Below are 16,058 nucleotides of genomic sequence, written 5' to 3' on the forward strand. Positions count from 1 at the left end.
GACCGCGAGCCCGCACATCTGCCCGAGCTGCGTGCTCAGCCCGGCCAACTGCTCGTGATACGCGGCCCGCATCGCGACTCGTTTCACCCAGCCGAGCTCACCGGCTCGATCGGCAGCCGTCGAAGCGCCGCCGGCGCATCGGCGGGAACGACGGGGTGCGCGGGGTCGACAGGCGCCAGCCGCCGATACGGCTGCCCCTGCTGCGGCCGCAGGTCCTGCTCGCCCTTGTTCGGCCACAGCGACGTCGCGCGCTCGGCTTGGGCGGTGATCGAAAGCGACGGATTGACACCGAGATTCGCCGAGATCGCCGCACCGTCGTGCACCGAGAGCGTCGGATATCCGTACACCCGGTGATACGGGTCGATGACCCCGTGCTCGGCGTCGTCGGCGATCGCGGCGCCACCCAGGAAGTGCGCCGTGAGCGGAATGTTGAACAGCTCGCCCCAGGTGCCGCCCGCGACCCCGTCGATCTTCTTCGCGATGGCGCGGGTGACCTGGTTGCCGACCGGAATCCACGTCGGATTGGGCGCCCCGTGGCCCTGCTTGCTCAGAAAACGCGTGATGCCGAACCTGTTCCGCTTGGTGAACGTGGTGATCGAGTTGTCCAGGTGCTGCATGACGAGCGCGATCAACGTGCGCTCGCTCCACCGCCGGACGTTGAGCAGCCGCACCGTGCCGCGCGGGTCCTCACGGGCGTTGACCAACAGCTGCTTCCACCGCGGCGTGTCGGTGCCTTCCGGACCGTCGCCGTCGGTCATCAACGTCTGCAACAGGCCCATGGCGTTCGAGCCCTTGCCGTACCGCACCGGCTCGATGTGGGTGTCGGGCGTCGGGTGGATCGACGACGTGATCGCCACGCCGTGCGTCAGGTCGAGGTCGTCGGACACCTCGAACCGCCCCGCGCCCACGATGGATTCGGAGTTGGTTCGCGTCAGCACACCGAGCTTGTCGGACAGCGCCGGCAGCTTGCCCTTGTCGCGCATCTTGAACAGCAGCCGCTGGGTGCCCCAGGTGCCCGCCGCGAGCACCACGTGCGCGGCGGTGAAAGTCCGCTTCTGCTTGCGCACCCAGCGGCCGGTGCGCACGGTGTGAATGTCCCACAACCCGTCGGGACGCTGTTCGAATCCGGTGACCGTCGTCATCGGGAAGATCTGCGCCCCAGACTTTTCCGCCAGGTACAGGTAGTTCTTGACCAACGTGTTCTTGGCGTTGTGCCGGCATCCGGTCATGCATTCACCGACCTCGATGCATCCGGTGCGCGCCGGCCCGGCACCTCCGAAGTACGGGTCGGGCACGGTCTCCCCGGGCGCCTTGGTGCCGTCGGGACCGAAGAAGACGCCGACTGGCGTCGGCACGAAGGTGTCCCCGACACCCATCTCGTCGGCGACCTTCTTGACGACGCGGTCGGCGTCGGTGAACGTCGGGTTCGTGACCACGCCGAGCATGCGCTGCGCCTGGTCGTAGTGGGGCATCAACTCCGCGCGCCAGTCGGTGATGTCCTTCCACTGCGGGTCGTTGAAGAACGGGTCCGGCGGCACGTACAGCGTGTTGGCGTAGTTGAGCGATCCGCCGCCGACGCCGGCTCCGGCCAGGATCATCACGTTGCGCAGCAGGTGGATGCGCTGGATGCCGTACATGCCGAGGCGCGGCGCCCACAGGAACTTGCGCAGGTTCCACGAGGTCCTGGCGAAGTCCTCGTCGGCGAAGCGCCTGCCGGCTTCCAGCACGCCGACGCGATAGCCCTTCTCAGTCAGCCGCAGCGCGGTGACGCTGCCGCCGAACCCAGAACCGATCACCAGGACGTCGAAGTCAGGTTCCATCAGTCCAGTATGCCGTTACCGAGGGGTAACTTGTGTGCCGGTCGGCGATCAGATTGCGACGGCGGTGCCGCAGATGCCGCACACCTCGAACTGACGGCGGCCCCAGCGGGCGACCGGGATGAAGAACAGCGTGAACTGCTTGAACTCCCGAATCCGTGACCACTGCGTGGTGTTGTGGCAGCGCGGACAGGTCCTGACCTCCCCCGCACCCAGATGCTGCTGCTTGGTGCCGTAACCGAAGAGGAAGAAGAACATCCCACTCAGCGTAGCCAGCGGCGTCTCAGCTGCCGACGGCCAGACCGACCTTCTGGAACTCTTTGAGGTCGCAGTAGCCCGCCTTGGCCATCGACCGGCGCAGCCCGCCGACCAGGTTCAGCGAGCCGAACGGGTCATCGGACGGCCCGGTGAGCACCTGCTCGAGCGACGGGCGTTCACCGACCGCGACCTGCAGGAACGCGCCGCGCGGCAGCGACGGGTGCGCGGCCGCAGCGGGCCAGAACCAACCGTCGCCCAGCGCCTCGGCCGAACTGGCCAGCGGGGTGCCGAGCACGACCGCGTCGGCTCCGCACGCGATCGCCTTGGCCAGGTCGCCGGAGGTGTGCATGTCGCCGTCGGCGAGCACGTGCACGTAGCGGCCGCCGGTCTCGTCGAGGTATTCGCGGCGCGCCGCGGCGGCGTCGGCGATCGCGGTGGCCATCGGCACGCTGATGCCGAGTACCTCGTCGCTCGTGGTCACGCCGCTGGTCGAGCCGTAGCCGACGATGACGCCCGCCGCTCCGGTCCGCATCAGGTGCAGTGCCGTGCGGTGGTCGAGAACGCCGCCGGCGACGACCGGTACGTCGAGTTCGGAGATGAACGTCTTGAGGTTCAGCGGCTCACCGTCGCTCGCGACGCGTTCGGCGGAGATGATCGTGCCCTGGATGACCAGCAGGTCGATCCCGGCGGACAGCAGGGTCGGCGTCAGTGCCCGCGCGTTCTGCGGGCTGACCCGCACCGCCGTCGTCACCCCGGCGTCCCGGATCCGCGCAACCGCGGCACCCAGCAGGTCCGGGTCCAGCGGCGCGGCGTGCAGCTGCTGCAGCAGCCGGATCGCTGCCGAGGGTTCCGGCTCTTTCTCGGCCGCCTCTACGACCTGGGCGATCTTGGCCTCGACGTCGGCGTGCCGACCGATCAGCCCCTCGCCGTTGAGCACACCGAGACCGCCGAGGCGGCCCATCTCGATGGCGAACTCCGGCGACACCAGCGCATCCGTCGGATGCGCCAACACCGGGATCTCGAAGCGGTAGGCATCCAGTTGCCAGGCCGTCGACACGTCCTGCGACGAGCGCGTGCGCCGCGACGGGACGATGTTGATGTCGTCGAGTTCGTATGTGCGGCGGGCGGTTCTGCCCATGCCGATCTCAACCACGTCTCGCATGTGTCGGCCCTCTAGCGGGTGTAGTAGTTCGGGGCTTCGACGGTCATGGTGATGTCGTGCGGATGGCTCTCTTTGAGCCCGGCGGCCGTGATCTGGACGAACTGCGCCTGCTGCAGCTGCTCGATCGTCGCCGACCCGGTGTAGCCCATCGCCGCGCGCAGCCCGCCGGTGAGCTGGTGGATGACGGTCGACAGCGGGCCACGGAACGGCACCCGGCCCTCGATGCCCTCGGGCACCAGCTTGTCTTCGGACAACACGTCGTCCTGGAAGTAGCGGTCCTTGGAATAGGAGCCCCGCACCGCCCCGGCCGCGCCGCGGCCCTGCATCGCACCGAGTGACCCCATGCCGCGGTAGCTCTTGAACTGCTTGCCGTTGACGAAGATCAGTTCGCCGGGCGACTCGGCGGTGCCCGCCAGCAGCGACCCGAGCATCGCCGTCGACGCGCCCGCGGCCAGCGCCTTGGCGATGTCGCCGGAGTACTGCAGGCCGCCGTCGGCGATGACCGGCACACCCGAAGGCGCGCATGCGGCAACGGCTTCCAGGATCGCGGTGATCTGCGGGGCGCCCACGCCGGCCACTACGCGTGTGGTGCAGATCGAGCCCGGGCCGACCCCGACCTTCACCGCGTCGGCGCCCGCCTGCACGAGCGCAGCCGCGGCGGCACGCGTCGCGACGTTGCCGCCGATGACCTCGACCCGGTCGCCGACGGCCGCCTTGACGCGGCCCACCATGTCCAGCACACCGCGGTTGTGCGCGTGAGCGGTATCGACGACGAGCACGTCGACGCCCGCGTCCACCAACGTCATCGCCCGTGTCCACGCGTCCTCGCCGACGCCGACCGCGGCGCCGACCAGCAGCCTGCCGTCCTTGTCCTTCGTCGACAACGGGAACTGTTCGGTCTTGACGAAGTCCTTGACGGTGATCAGCCCGGTCAGCTTGCCGTGCCCGTCGACGATCGGCAGCTTCTCGATCTTGTTGCGCCGCAACAGGCCCAGCGCCGCCTCTGCGGACACCCCCTCGCGCGCGGTGATCAGCGGGGCCTTGGTCATCACTTCGGAGACCGGCTTGGACTGGTCCACCTCGAAGCGCATGTCGCGGTTGGTGATGATGCCGACCAGTTCGCCGGTGTCGTCGACGACGGGCAGCCCGGAGATCCGGAACCGCGCGCACATCGCGTCGACCTCGGCCAGCGTGTTGTCCGGCGAGCAGGTGACCGGATCGGTGACCATCCCGGCCTCCGAGCGCTTGACCGTCTCCACCTGGCCGGCCTGTTCGGCCACCGGCAGGTTGCGGTGCAGCACACCCATTCCGCCGGCACGGGCCATCGCGATCGCCATCCGCGACTCGGTGACGGTGTCCATCGCCGAACTCACCAGAGGCACCTTGAGCCGGATCCTGCGGGTCAGCTGGCTGGACGTGTCGGCCGTCGCGGGAATGACGTCCGAAGCGGCGGGCAACAACAGCACGTCGTCGAAAGTGAGGCCGAGCATCGCGATCTTCGTCGGGTCATCCCCGCCGGTCGCGACCGGCACTGCGATGGGCATGCTGCTCTCGGGGGACCCGGGAGATGTCGGGGTGGGTGTCGATGTCTGTATCGACAAGTTGGCCTCCAGTGACAAACGCAGCCGAGCAGTCGTCGAGCTAGGAAACCATCCTATCGGCTGCCGGCCGCCATCCCGGCCTCACGTGCCATGACGCACACACCGTAACGGCTGGCGCGATCCCAGCACCGCTGCGTAGGGTGGACCCGTGCGTGACCACCTGCCACCGGGTTTGCCACCCGACCCGTTCGCCGATGACCCGTGCGATCCTTCGGCGGCGCTGGATGCCCTCGAGCCCGGCCAGCCGCTGGACCCGCAGGAGCGGACCGCGGTCGAGGCCGATCTCGCCGATCTGGCGGTGTACGAGGCGCTCTTGGCGCACAAGGGGATCCGCGGCCTGGTGGTGTGCTGCGACGAATGCCAGCAGGACCACTATCACGACTGGGACATGCTGCGGGCCAACCTGCTGCAGTTGCTGGTCGACGGCACCGTGCGCCCGCATGAGCCGGCCTATGATCCCGAACCCGATGCCTACGTGACGTGGGATTACTGCCGCGGCTACGCCGACGCGTCACTCAACGAGGCGACGTCGGACACCGACGGCTACCGCTGACGTCAGCTGGGCTCCCCGGCCACCTCCGGCACGACCACGGTGGTGGTGACGGCCGTCTCAGGCGTGGGCGCCGGCGGCTGCGACGTCGGCTGTTGTGAAGCCGGCTGCTGTGTAGCCGGCTGCTCTGAAGTCGCGGCGGCCGACGGCTGCTCCTGTTCCTGCTGTTCGACCACCGACGGTTGCGTCGACGGCGTCGGCAGCGGAACACGGCTGCTCGGCGTCGGAAGCGGCGTGGTGACGGTCGGTGTCGGCTGTGGCGTGGTCACCGCCGACGAAGCTGTGCCGGGCGCCGACGTAGGCGTGCTCGACGACGGCGTCGGCGCTTGCGCCGAGGTGGACGGCGACGGCGACGGGCTCGACGACGTGGTGGTCTTCGACGGGCTCGGCGACGACGTCGTCGTGGTCGGCGACGCAGACGTGGCCGTGGTCGGGGCGTCCGAGGACGACGTCGTGGCGTCGGCCGGGGTGGAGAGCACGACGACCGGAACGTCCGGGAAGGTCGGCAGCGGGGCACCCGGGGGCACGGTGGCCGCGGGGTTCTGCGCCTCGACCTTCACCGTCAACTGCTGCCACTGATTGACCAGCTGTTCCTTGCGCTCGGCGTTGTCCACCGTCGCCACGGTCGTCGTCAATGTCTGCAGCTTGTCCTGGGCGGCCTGCCACTGACCCTGGTCGATCAGCTGCTGCACCTCGGCCATCTGCGTCTGCGCGGCGAGGATGACGGCGTCCTGGCGAGTGTCGTGCTGCTCGCCGAACAGCATCGTGCGCAGGCCGTAGAGAGAGTCGCCCGGACCGGAGCTTGCCACCACGGCACCGAAGCCGCCGAGGCACAACACCGCGGCCGCGGCCGACCCGACGACGGCCAGCGAGGTCCGGGTGCGTCGTCGCGAGGCGGCAGCGCGGTCCAGTGCCAGCACCGCGTCGCGCGGAGTCACCGTCGCGGTGAGCGGCGCCTCGCGGACGTCGTCGCGCCAACCGGCCATCAGCTGCGCCAGCTCGGCCTCCCCGGGGTCCGTCGAGTACACCGGCTGCTGATAGGCCAGCGCGTCGAGGAACCGGTCGGTGCGGTTGATCTCGTTGAGCGACGGGTCGCCGCCCTGCGAAGTCCAGCGTCCGAAGTCAGGCATAGTCGCGCCCCGATGCCACGATCTCGGACTTGAGCCGCGCCAGCGCGCGATGCTGCGCGACGCGGACGGCGCCCGCCGTGCTGCCGACGGCTTCTGCGGTCTCTTCGGCGCTCATGCCGACGACGACGCGCAGAATGAGGATCTCGCGCTGCTTTTCGGGCAGCACCGCGAGGAGCTTGTTCATCCGCGCCGACGCCTCGGAGTCCAGTGCCATCTGCTCGGGTCCGGCATCCAGCGAGAAGCGCTCCGGCACGACGTCGGTCGGGTCGGATCGGTTCCTGGCCGCCGCGCGGTGGGCATCGGCAACCTTGTGGGCGGCAATGCCGTAAACGAAGGCCAGAAACGGTCGCCCCTGATCCTTGTAACGCGGCAGCGCCGTGATGGCGGCCAAGCAAACCTCCTGCGCAACGTCGTCTGCCGAGAGACCACTACGTTCTGCCGTCCCGACCCTTGCCCGGCAGTACCGAACAACGATCGGACGGATGGTCTCCAGCACCTCCCTGAGCGCGTCCCGGTTTCCTGCCACGGCCTGCGCGACGACAGCATCGAGACGTTCTCCCGAAATTGTCATCGTGGGCGATCTCTCCAACGTTACGAACGGAACCCGTCCCGAGCAGGACGGTCAGCTAAACAATAACTTTCACGTGCGCCTTGACCCGGTCACCGCACCGACCACTCGCCGCCGCGCCGACGCACCGTGTCGGCACAGCGGTCACGCAGCGCCACCATGTCGCGCGCCGAGTGTTCGGCGCTTCCGATGTCGGCCAGCAAGCAAGCCAACGCCCATTGCAGCGGAACCATTCCGAGGCGGTTCGTGTCGTCGAGCGCCGCGTCCGCCACAGTACGGGCAGCGTTCAGGTCACCGGCGCTGCACCGCGCTGCGGCGAGTACGACGGACGACTTCACCACGTGCCGGGTCGATCCGAGACCGGCGGCATCGTCGACGGCGCGCTCGGCGTGGCTGACCGCGGTCGCGCCCTGGCCGCGCGCCATGGCGAGCTCGGCGGCCACCCAGCCCAGTCGCACCCGCGACCGCGGCGGGGCCGAGGAGACCGGCCCGGCGGCGCGGTCCAACGCGCGTGCCGAAGCGTCGAAGCGGCCGACGCCCAGCGCATCGGCGGCGAGACCGATGAACGCATCCGCCATTGCTTCCGCGTCCGGCCCGGCGAGCGCCAACGCCCGCCCGTCCCATCGCCGGGCGCGGGCGTGCCAGCCCAGCTGTCGCAGAAACGACGCCTGGGTGCTGTGCGCGAGCGAGTCCTGCGGACCCGCGGCCCGGTACAGCGGTGCCAGATCGGCACGCGCACTGGCGTATCGGCCCTGACCGCCCGCGGCCACGGCGCGCAGCCACAACTCACGCGGGTTGGCCGCCGGCGGCAGTGGCCAGCGCGCCGGGTCGTCGCCGAACGCGGCGTTCGCCAGAACACTGTCCACGGGCATCGAGTCGCGACGGTACCAATCCGCGCGGGTTTGGTTAACAGTTGATGGTCGCGACGTTACTTCCATGTAAGCGGAAGCGAATTGCAGATGTACGGACAATTAACACGAACTCGAGAAATGCCGCTCTGAGTCGACGCGACAAGCGCGTTTAGCACCTTTCGCGTCAGGTGGGCGTCGCAATGATGAACGTGATGTAAATTCTGGGCCTGCGGTTATGCCGATCAGCACAGGTCGGAGCTATTGACGGAATTTCGTGCGCACCCCTACTTTGTGTGCACGAGTGGTCACCGGCGACATGAGCTCGGATCGGATTTCTAACTCACGCATCCGTCCATTTTCGAAATGGGTGTGCAGAGAGGGGCGTTCCAATGCCACAGCCGCAACAGCTTCCCGGCCCCAACGCCGACATCTGGGACTGGCAGATGGCCGGTGTTTGCCGAGGCGTCGATTCGTCGGTGTTCTTCCACCCCGACGGCGAGCGCGGCCGGGCTCGCGCCCAACGTGAGATGCGCGCCAAGGAAATGTGCCGCAGTTGCCCGGTGATCGCCCAGTGCCGTGCCCACGCCCTCGCCGTCGGCGAGCCCTACGGCATCTGGGGCGGGCTGACCGAGTCCGAGCGCGAGCTGTTGCTCAAGCGTGGCATCCGCCGCGCGTCCTGAGCCTGCTAGCGGACGGCCAGCTCGCGCAGAACCGAGTCGGTGGTCGGCCAGTCCATGCACTTGTCGGTGACCGACTGCCCGTAGGTCAGCGGCCTGGCCTCCGAAGACTGTGCGCCGCCCAGCAGGAAGCTCTCCAGCATCACGCCGCTGATCGGCGAGCCGGCTCGCACCAGCTGTGCCACCTCGGCGGCGACGGCGGCCTGGCGGATGTGGTCCTTGCCGGAATTGGCGTGACTGCAGTCGATCACGACACGGCCGGGCAGCCCGGCAGCGGCAAGGAGCGACGCAGTCGCCTCCACGGACGCCGCATCGCAGTTGGGTCCGCCGGTGCCGCCGCGCAGGATCACATGGCAGTCCTCGTTGCCGACCGTGTTGACCAGGGCACCGCGGCCCATGTCGTCCATGCCGAAGAAAACATGTTGGGCCGCAGCGGCTTTCACGCCGTCGACGGCGACCTGGATGTTGCCGTCGGTGCCGTTCTTGAACCCGACGGGCATCGACAGCCCCGACGCGAGCTGGCGGTGCACCTGGGACTCGGTCGTACGGGCGCCGATCGCACCCCACGCGACCGCGTCGGCGATGTACTGCGGGCTGGTCGGCTCGAGGAATTCGCAGCCCACGGGCAGACCGATATCGATGATGTCCAGCAACAGGTGGCGCGCGATGCGCAACCCGCGGGCCACGTCGAAGGTGCCGTCCATACCGGGATCGTTGATCAGGCCCTTCCAGCCGATCGTCGTCCGCGGCTTCTCGAAGTACACCCGCATGACGATCTTGAGTCGGTCGCCGAGTTCCTCGGCCACCTTGACGAGCCGGCTGGCGTAGTCGAGCGCCGCCGCGGGGTCGTGCACCGAGCACGGGCCCACCACGACGAGCAGCCGGTCATCGCGTCCGGCGAGGATGTCGGCGACCTCGTCGCGGTCGCGAGCCACCCGCTCTGCGCGCCGGGCGCCCAGCGGGAACTCGGTGAGCACGTCGTGCGGGCTGGGGATCTCGCTGAAACCGCGAACGCGCCGATCCGACGTCGCGGGCGGGGTGGCGGTCTGCGCCAGGTTCATGTCTCGGGATGCCTTTCCGGTGTGGACACCTGGTGAGGACCCCGGTGCCCTTTAATGACGAAAGGCAGCGACCTGGTGGTCACTGCCTGGGCTCCGGGTGGATGCGCGCTTAGAGCTGCGCTTTATCGGCTCCGCCCGGAGCCTCGATAAAGCGCCAATAGCCGGCACACACGCCGATGTTCACGCGGCCCAGGGTATATCGCGCCGCGAGTCGCGCCAAATCTCGGCGCCGCGAGGTGGTCTCCGTGCTATCGCTCCGGCAGCCAGTCACCGTCGAGCATCACCCGTCGGACATGTAGATCCTGGTCCAGCACAACACAATTGGCGTCATTGCCGACGGCCAGGCTGCCGACACGGTCGAGCTGCAACGCTCGGGCCGGGGTGGTCGCCGTCATCTTCACCGCCTTGGCCAGCGCCTCATCGATGCCGCCGAGTTGGCCGACCACGGTGCGGAACAGCTGATCCATGGTCGCCGTGCTGCCGGCGATGGTCGACCTTCCCCGCAGGCGCGCGATGCGGTCGACGACCTCCACCTCGAGCGCGCCGATCCGAAATGAGCCGTCCGGTAGTCCGGCTGCCGCCATCGCGTCGGTGATCAGCGCGACGCGATCGGCCCCGACCGTCTCGATGACCTGCCGCACGAGCGCAGGGTGCAGGTGCACGCCGTCGGCGATGAGCTCCACCGTCGTCCGCGGATCTTCCAGCAACGCGAGCGCCGGACCGGGGTCTCGGTGATGAAGGGGCCGCATCGCGTTGAACACGTGGGTGCCGACGGTCGCCCCCAGTTCGATCGCCTGCTTGGCCTCGTCGTAGCTGGCGTCGGTATGGCCGATGGCGACGACGACATCAGCGTCGGCAAAGCGCGTGATGGCGTCGGCGCTGCCCGGTCGTTCGGCCGCCAGCGTGACCATCCGGATCGTGCCGTCCGCGGCGGTGAGCAGCGCGTCGATCTCGGCGGGATCGGGGTCGCGCACCAGCGTTGAATCGTGCGCGCCGCAGCGCACCTCACTCAGCCATGGGCCTTCCAGGTGCACGCCGGCGACGGTCTTCTGCCGAGTCATCTCGGCGAGCACCCGGACTTGATGCAGAAGATCGTCAGGTGACGCGGTGACCAGGCTGGCGACCGTCGTGGTGGTGCCGTGGCGCCGGTGGAATTCGGCTGCCTGTTCGATCTCCGCGCTGATGCCGTCGGTGTACGACGCGCCGCCGCCGCCGTGCACATGCATGTCGACAAACCCAGGCACCACAACGCAATCGGCGAAGTCGTGGTCGGGCGGTCGGGGCGCCGGGCCCGGGCCGCAGCCGGTGATCCGACCCCCGGAGGTCTCGAACCAACCCGGCTTGCAGACCTGGTCGCCCAGGACGACGGTCCCGGCGGCGATGAGCGTCACGGCTTCGCGGTGCTGGGGTCCTCGGCCGTGCCTTCGACCTCAACGGGCCAGCGCCCGCCGTTCTCCCAGAAGTGCCGGATCTCCTCGAGCTGACGGCCTTTGGTCTCGGGCGCGAAGCGATAGACGAAGGCGAGGGCGGCCAGCGCGAAGGCGCCGAACACGGCGAACGTTCCGGCGCCGCCGAGCGAATTGAGCATGGTCAGGAAGAAGGCGGCGACGATGGCGTTGGCGACCAGATCGGAGGTCAGCATCGCGCTCGAGCCCATCGACCGCAGCCGGGTTGGGAAGCTCTCACCGGCGTAGACCCATACCAACGCGCCGAAGCCGAAGGTGAACCCGATCGTGAACAGCAGCACGCCGAGGAACCCGATGGTCGTGAGCGCGCCGCCGAACTCGGTGCCGGCGACGAAGACGCCGATCAGGATGGCATTGGCCGCGATCATCATCGCGATGCCGCCCAGCAGGATCGGCCGCCGGCCCACTCGGTCGACGAGCATCAATGAGACGAACACCGCCGCCAGCGCGGCGACCTGGATCAGCGCTGGAAGTACCAGCAGCGCGAAGTCACCCTCGAAGCCCATGGCCTCGAACAGTCGCGGGCTGTAGTAGACGATCGCGTTGATGCCGGTGATTTGGATGAAGAAGCCGAGCACCACCACGAAAAGCGTGGCGCGCAGATAGGGCCGCCGCAGCATCTCGCGCAGGGCGCCGCCGGTTTCCTCCTCGAGCGCGCGGCTGATCTCGGCGAGTTCGGCCTCGACGTCGGCGCTGGGCTCGACCCGGCGCAGCGTTTGACGGGCCTCTTCGACGCGGCCCTTGAGCATGTACCACCGCGCCGTGTCCGGCATCCGCAGCAGTACCAGGCTGACCAGCACTGCGGGTATCGCCGCCAGGCCGAGCATCCACCGCCAGCTGCCCGAGCCGGCCAGGAAGTATGCGACCAGGTATCCGATGATGATGCCGACGACCGTGGCCACCTGATAGGCGACCAACAGGGAGCCACGGATTTTCGCCGGCGCCGATTCGGCGACGAACACCGGCACGACAACGACCGAGACACCGATGGTGAGCCCCAGCAGGAGCCGCGACACCAGCAGCATGGGCACCGACACCGACAGCGCGCTGAGAACTGCGAAGGCAGCGTATGTGACGGCGACGAGCACCATCGACTTCTTGCGTCCGATGGCGTTGGCGAGCATTCCCCCGCCGATCGCACCGGCGATCTGGCCGATGACTATCGCTGTCGTCACCAACTCCTGCTGACGGGTGGTCAGCCCGAACTCGTCGGTGATGAAGAGCAGCGCACCGGCGATGTTGGAGAGGTCGTAGCCGTAGATGATGCCGACGCTGGCCGCCGCGATGGCCACCAGTTGTCCCAGGCGCGGGGACCGACGGTTACCGGTGTTGCCCACGTTGATCCTCTCGCCGATTTGATTGGTATATACCAACTGCGGGGGCGCCGGAGCGTTAGGCACGTCGGCCGACATGACTCCCCGCTGGTCCGAAGCGATCCACGCCGAATGAAAGCACCCCGGCGGCGGTGACCGGAGGCGTTTCGGGTGCGCTCACGGTTTCGCCGTCGCCCCCCGAAACATCACGTAGCGTCATGCGCGCAGGTCGGATGAAGGAGTGCACATGGATCTGCACCTGTCCGGCAAGGTTGCCGTCGTGACCGGGGCCAGCAAGGGCATCGGTTTTGCGGTGACGAAGGCCCTCGTGGACGCGGGCGCGCATGTGGTGGCCGGGTCGCGGACCCCCGGTAAGAATCTGCCCCTGCTTGAAGAGAGGGGGCAGGTGTCGTTCGTGTCCGTTGACTTGACCCAGGCTGGTGCGGCCGAAGAATTGATCGCGACGGCGTCCGACCACGGCGGGATCGACGTCTTGATCAACAACGTCGGCGGTTCCACGGCCCGACCCGGTGGGCTCGGCAGCATTTCGGACGACCAGTGGCGGGCGTCCTGGGATTTGAACATGATGGGCGTCGTGCGGCCGACCCGCGCCGCGCTGCCGCAGATCGAGCGGCGCGGAGGCGGTTCGATCGTCATCGTCAGCTCGATCAGCGCCTACTCTCCCGGGCCCAACACCTACGACTACTGCGCCGCCAAGGCCGCTGTCGCCAACTTTGCGAAGGCGTTGTCAAAGGATCTGGCGCTGAACAACATTCGTGTCAATTCGGTCAGTCCGGGTCCGGTGTCGACCGAGAAGTGGACGGCGGCGGGCGGAGTGGCCGCAGGGCTGGCGGCCGCTCGCGGTCAGACTGCTGACGAGGTCAGGTCGGACCTCGCAACCTCAGCCGCGACCGGTCGGTTCACCACTCCGGAAGAAGTCGCGGACCTGGTTGTCTTCCTGGCCAGCGACCGCGCCGGAAATATCACCGGATCCGACTACCGCATCGACGGCGGATACGTCAGCACCGTCTGAATTCGGTTGACCCTAGGACGAGCAACCGCCGTCCCCACTCGTGACGGCGTCTGTCGTCAATCGGCTCGGCGGCGTCGATGTAAGCCTTCATCCAGTCATCGCCGAATCGAGACAGAAGACTCTGACTGCATCTGACTTGCCCTTGACGGCTTGCCATCCCCGGTCGAGGAGACCGAGCGGTCGAGACACCAGGGCGTCGGCGGTCTGCTGAGTGAGAAGAATCGCATCGCCGGTTGCCTTCGTGAGTTGCTCGACGCGTGCGGCCACGTTGACGGTGTCACCGATCAACGTGAATTCGAGCTTGCTTCCGCCACCGATGGTTCCCGCGATCACGCTGCCGGTGTTGATGCCGATACCGATCCGAAGCTGTCCGTCGAATCGCTGGACGACAAGTTGATGAATCAGCACCGCCGTCGTCAAAGCGGCATCAGCATGGGTAGCAAGGTCGTTCGGCGCACCGAAGACGGCCAGTGCACCGTCGCCGAGGAACTTGTTGACGTGCCCACCCGCATCGACCACCGCAGGCACCACGATCTGGAACAACGCATTCAGGCGGGCGACGACGTCCTCGGCGGGGTTCGCCTCCGCGAACGGCGTGAAATCACGGATGTCCACGAACATCACCGTCACCTCGCGGCGCTCACCGGTGAACACATCATCACCCTGCTCGAGCAGCCGTGCGGCGAGGACTGGATCCACATACGTACCAAAAGCCGCTTGAAGACGTTGCCGCTCAGCCAATCCCGTCTGCATGCGGTTGAACGATGCCGCCAGCGCGCCCAAGTCATCGTCCTGGACCACCGGTAGGCGCTGCGTGTAATCGCCCGCGGCGACCCGTTCAGTGCCGCGGGCGAGGTCGCGAATAGGTCGCAGGGACGGTGAAACGATCCCGCTGACGGTAATCGGCCAAGCGACAACGATCGCCACGCAACCGATCAAGACAAGGAGCACCGGGAACTTGCCGGCGCTGTCCCACACGATGCCCAGTATCGCGCCGATGACGGTGAAACCGAACAGAGCTCCCAGCATCGCGGCGTTGAGCCACGCTGCGAACGTCGGGTTTGATCGGGGCAGCTCTTCACCGATTCCGGTGTCGGCGGCGAGTGCGGACCGGACCGGACGCATCGCTCCTTGCACCGAGGTGTGCATGCCGAGCAGCGCCATCGCGAAGCCCAACGCGGCGCCCAGGATTCCGTACTGACCCAGCCGCCAGCCCGTCGCTCCCGCCAATGCGCCGATGGACGCCGTGAAGAGTGCGGTCCAGACAGGCAGGAACCCAATGGCGCGGACGCTCGCGGCCCGGGACCAGGCGTACGTGTCTGCCAGCGCCTCCATGCGGTCGACATCGCGGCCGGCAGCCCACTGATGCGCCCGGCGAAGCCTACGGCTGGCGGGAAGAATCGATACCGACGCATTCAGCAGGACGGCGACTACGGTGACGACCGCCGCGGCAAGGTAGCGATCCGAGTTCTCGAAGGCGACGAGAAGCTGCGACCAGAGGATGTAGACCACCAGCATCGAGGCCAACGTGACTGCCCATATCGCCCACGAATACCTCGGCCCGTACCGATCCCACGTCCTCTGCCAGATTCGGTCCATATGGAGAACAAAACACCCCCGGCCGCCGAACCGGGAGTGTTTCGCGCGCAGGCTTCTACCTGCTGAACAATGGTTTGAGCGCCTCACCGACCGCGGTGATGACGCCCGGCGTGTATCCGTGCGCGGGCAGATTGATGATCACCCCGTCTACCCCCGCGCCGAGCACCCGGCGTTCGATTTCCTCGGCCACGTGGTCGGGCGTCCCGGTGACCGAGCGACCGCCATGTGCCTCGGGCATGTCCCGCGACGCACCGTAGCCGTCGACCACGACGGTCAGCAGGGTACTGGTCTCCAAAGTCACTGGATCACGGTCGATTTCGGCACAGCGTTGGCGAAGCACATCCACCTTGCCGCGCAGGTCGGAAATATCGGCGAGGATGTTGAGATGGTCGGCGTAACGAGCGGCCAACCGGAACGTCTTCTTCTCGCCACTGCCGCCGAGCATGATCGGAATGTGGTCCCGATATCGGGGCTCGTTGATCGCGTTCTCGGCGCGATACCACTTGCCGGAGAAGCTGGGTCGCTCGCCGTGCAGCATCGGCACGACGATTTGAAATGCCTCCTCGAGTTTTTCGAAACGCTCGCTGAAAGTGCCGAAGTCGAAACCCAGCTGCTGGTGCTCCAGCTCAAACCATCCCGTCCCGATACCGAGGACGGCACGTCCCACGCTGACGACGTCCAACGTCGTCACAGCCTTTGCGAGCAGGGTTGGGTTGCGATACGTGTTGCCAGTGACCAGCGTCGACAGCTGCACGCGCTGAGTGGCCGTGGCCAGAGCGCCCAGTGCGGTGTAGGCCTCCAGCATCGGTTCATCGGGCTCACCCAGCATCGGCAGTTGATAGAAGTGGTCCATCACCAGCACGGTGTCGTAACCGGCTGCCTCGGCTTCTTGGGCCTGGGCTATCACGGCCGGGAACAACTCGGCCACCGGCGTGCCGTAGGAGAAGTTGGGAATCTGCAATCCGAGTCGAA

Annotated in this window: 15 protein-coding genes; 3 read left to right on the top strand and 12 right to left on the bottom strand. The window is 67.6% G+C overall.

Going from position 1 to position 16,058, the window contains the following annotated elements:
- Positions 1 to 83: 83 nt before the first annotated feature.
- Genes A5663_RS18490 through guaB form a run of 4 tightly spaced genes read right to left on the bottom strand, consistent with a single transcriptional unit; the run spans position 84 to position 4,781 of the window.
- Positions 84 to 1,820, bottom strand: coding sequence for a GMC family oxidoreductase (locus A5663_RS18490; protein ID WP_068152379.1), 1,737 nt, complete (start codon positions 1,818 to 1,820; stop codon positions 84 to 86).
- A gap of 48 nt (positions 1,821 to 1,868) precedes the next feature.
- A complete protein-coding gene (locus A5663_RS18495; RefSeq protein ID WP_068152382.1) occupies positions 1,869 to 2,075 on the bottom strand; it encodes a zinc-ribbon domain-containing protein in 207 nt (68 codons plus the stop codon).
- 25 nt (positions 2,076 to 2,100) lie between these two features.
- Positions 2,101 to 3,228, bottom strand: coding sequence for a GuaB3 family IMP dehydrogenase-related protein (locus tag A5663_RS18500; protein WP_197503455.1), 1,128 nt, complete (start codon positions 3,226 to 3,228; stop codon positions 2,101 to 2,103).
- 20 nt (positions 3,229 to 3,248) lie between these two features.
- On the bottom strand, positions 3,249 to 4,781 hold the full coding sequence (gene guaB, locus A5663_RS18505; protein ID WP_068152388.1) for an IMP dehydrogenase: 1,533 nt from the start codon (positions 4,779 to 4,781) through the stop codon (positions 3,249 to 3,251).
- 205 nt (positions 4,782 to 4,986) lie between these two features.
- Here guaB and A5663_RS18510 point away from each other — a divergent pair, with 205 nt between their 5' ends.
- Positions 4,987 to 5,391 (top strand): DUF5319 domain-containing protein, encoded by a 405-nt coding sequence (locus A5663_RS18510; protein WP_059101442.1) that lies wholly within the window; start codon positions 4,987 to 4,989, stop codon positions 5,389 to 5,391.
- A gap of 2 nt (positions 5,392 to 5,393) precedes the next feature.
- On the opposite strand, the gene A5663_RS18515 is transcribed toward A5663_RS18510, so the two are convergent.
- The 3 genes from A5663_RS18515 to A5663_RS18525 all read right to left on the bottom strand — a co-directional run bounded on the left by A5663_RS18515 (position 5,394) and on the right by A5663_RS18525 (position 7,958).
- Entirely contained in the window at positions 5,394 to 6,518 is a 1,125-nt protein-coding gene (locus tag A5663_RS18515; protein ID WP_068152390.1) for an anti-sigma-D factor RsdA, read from the bottom strand.
- Entirely contained in the window at positions 6,511 to 7,089 is a 579-nt protein-coding gene (locus A5663_RS18520; RefSeq protein WP_068152394.1) for a sigma-70 family RNA polymerase sigma factor, read from the bottom strand. Before A5663_RS18520 ends, A5663_RS18515 begins: the two co-directional genes overlap by 8 nt.
- A gap of 89 nt (positions 7,090 to 7,178) precedes the next feature.
- A complete protein-coding gene (locus tag A5663_RS18525; RefSeq protein ID WP_068152395.1) occupies positions 7,179 to 7,958 on the bottom strand; it encodes a hypothetical protein in 780 nt (259 codons plus the stop codon).
- 368 nt (positions 7,959 to 8,326) lie between these two features.
- Between A5663_RS18525 and A5663_RS18530 the strand changes: the two genes are divergently transcribed.
- Positions 8,327 to 8,617 carry a WhiB family transcriptional regulator gene (locus tag A5663_RS18530; RefSeq protein ID WP_068152397.1) on the top strand — a complete coding sequence of 97 codons (291 nt, stop codon included), beginning with the start codon at positions 8,327 to 8,329 and terminating at the stop codon, positions 8,615 to 8,617.
- 5 nt (positions 8,618 to 8,622) lie between these two features.
- Here A5663_RS18530 and A5663_RS18535 read toward each other — a convergent pair whose 3' ends face one another.
- The 3 genes from A5663_RS18535 to A5663_RS18545 all read right to left on the bottom strand — a co-directional run bounded on the left by A5663_RS18535 (position 8,623) and on the right by A5663_RS18545 (position 12,553).
- The gene (locus tag A5663_RS18535; RefSeq protein WP_068152399.1) at positions 8,623 to 9,675 is read right to left on the bottom strand and encodes a 3-deoxy-7-phosphoheptulonate synthase; all 1,053 of its coding nucleotides are present in this window, start codon (positions 9,673 to 9,675) and stop codon (positions 8,623 to 8,625) included.
- A 248-nt stretch (positions 9,676 to 9,923) separates the two neighbouring features.
- Positions 9,924 to 11,066: an N-acetylglucosamine-6-phosphate deacetylase gene (gene nagA, locus A5663_RS18540; RefSeq protein WP_068152402.1), complete on the bottom strand. Its 1,143-nt coding sequence runs from the start codon at positions 11,064 to 11,066 to the stop codon at positions 9,924 to 9,926.
- Positions 11,063 to 12,553, bottom strand: coding sequence for a sugar porter family MFS transporter (locus A5663_RS18545; RefSeq protein WP_082974229.1), 1,491 nt, complete (start codon positions 12,551 to 12,553; stop codon positions 11,063 to 11,065). The genes nagA and A5663_RS18545 overlap by 4 nt, the downstream gene beginning before the upstream one ends.
- Positions 12,554 to 12,701: 148 nt before the next feature.
- Between A5663_RS18545 and A5663_RS18550 the strand changes: the two genes are divergently transcribed.
- Positions 12,702 to 13,487 (top strand): SDR family NAD(P)-dependent oxidoreductase, encoded by a 786-nt coding sequence (locus tag A5663_RS18550; protein ID WP_068152404.1) that lies wholly within the window; start codon positions 12,702 to 12,704, stop codon positions 13,485 to 13,487.
- Between the two features lie 87 nt (positions 13,488 to 13,574).
- Here A5663_RS18550 and A5663_RS18555 read toward each other — a convergent pair whose 3' ends face one another.
- Positions 13,575 to 15,086, bottom strand: coding sequence for an adenylate/guanylate cyclase domain-containing protein (locus A5663_RS18555; RefSeq protein ID WP_068152405.1), 1,512 nt, complete (start codon positions 15,084 to 15,086; stop codon positions 13,575 to 13,577).
- Between the two features lie 55 nt (positions 15,087 to 15,141).
- A partial coding sequence (locus A5663_RS18560) for an LLM class F420-dependent oxidoreductase (RefSeq protein ID WP_082974230.1) occupies positions 15,142 to 16,058 on the bottom strand: 917 nt, incomplete at its 5' end.

The organism is Mycobacterium sp. E740, from assembly GCF_001672895.1.
Taxonomy (GTDB): Bacteria; Actinomycetota; Actinomycetes; order Mycobacteriales; family Mycobacteriaceae; genus Mycobacterium.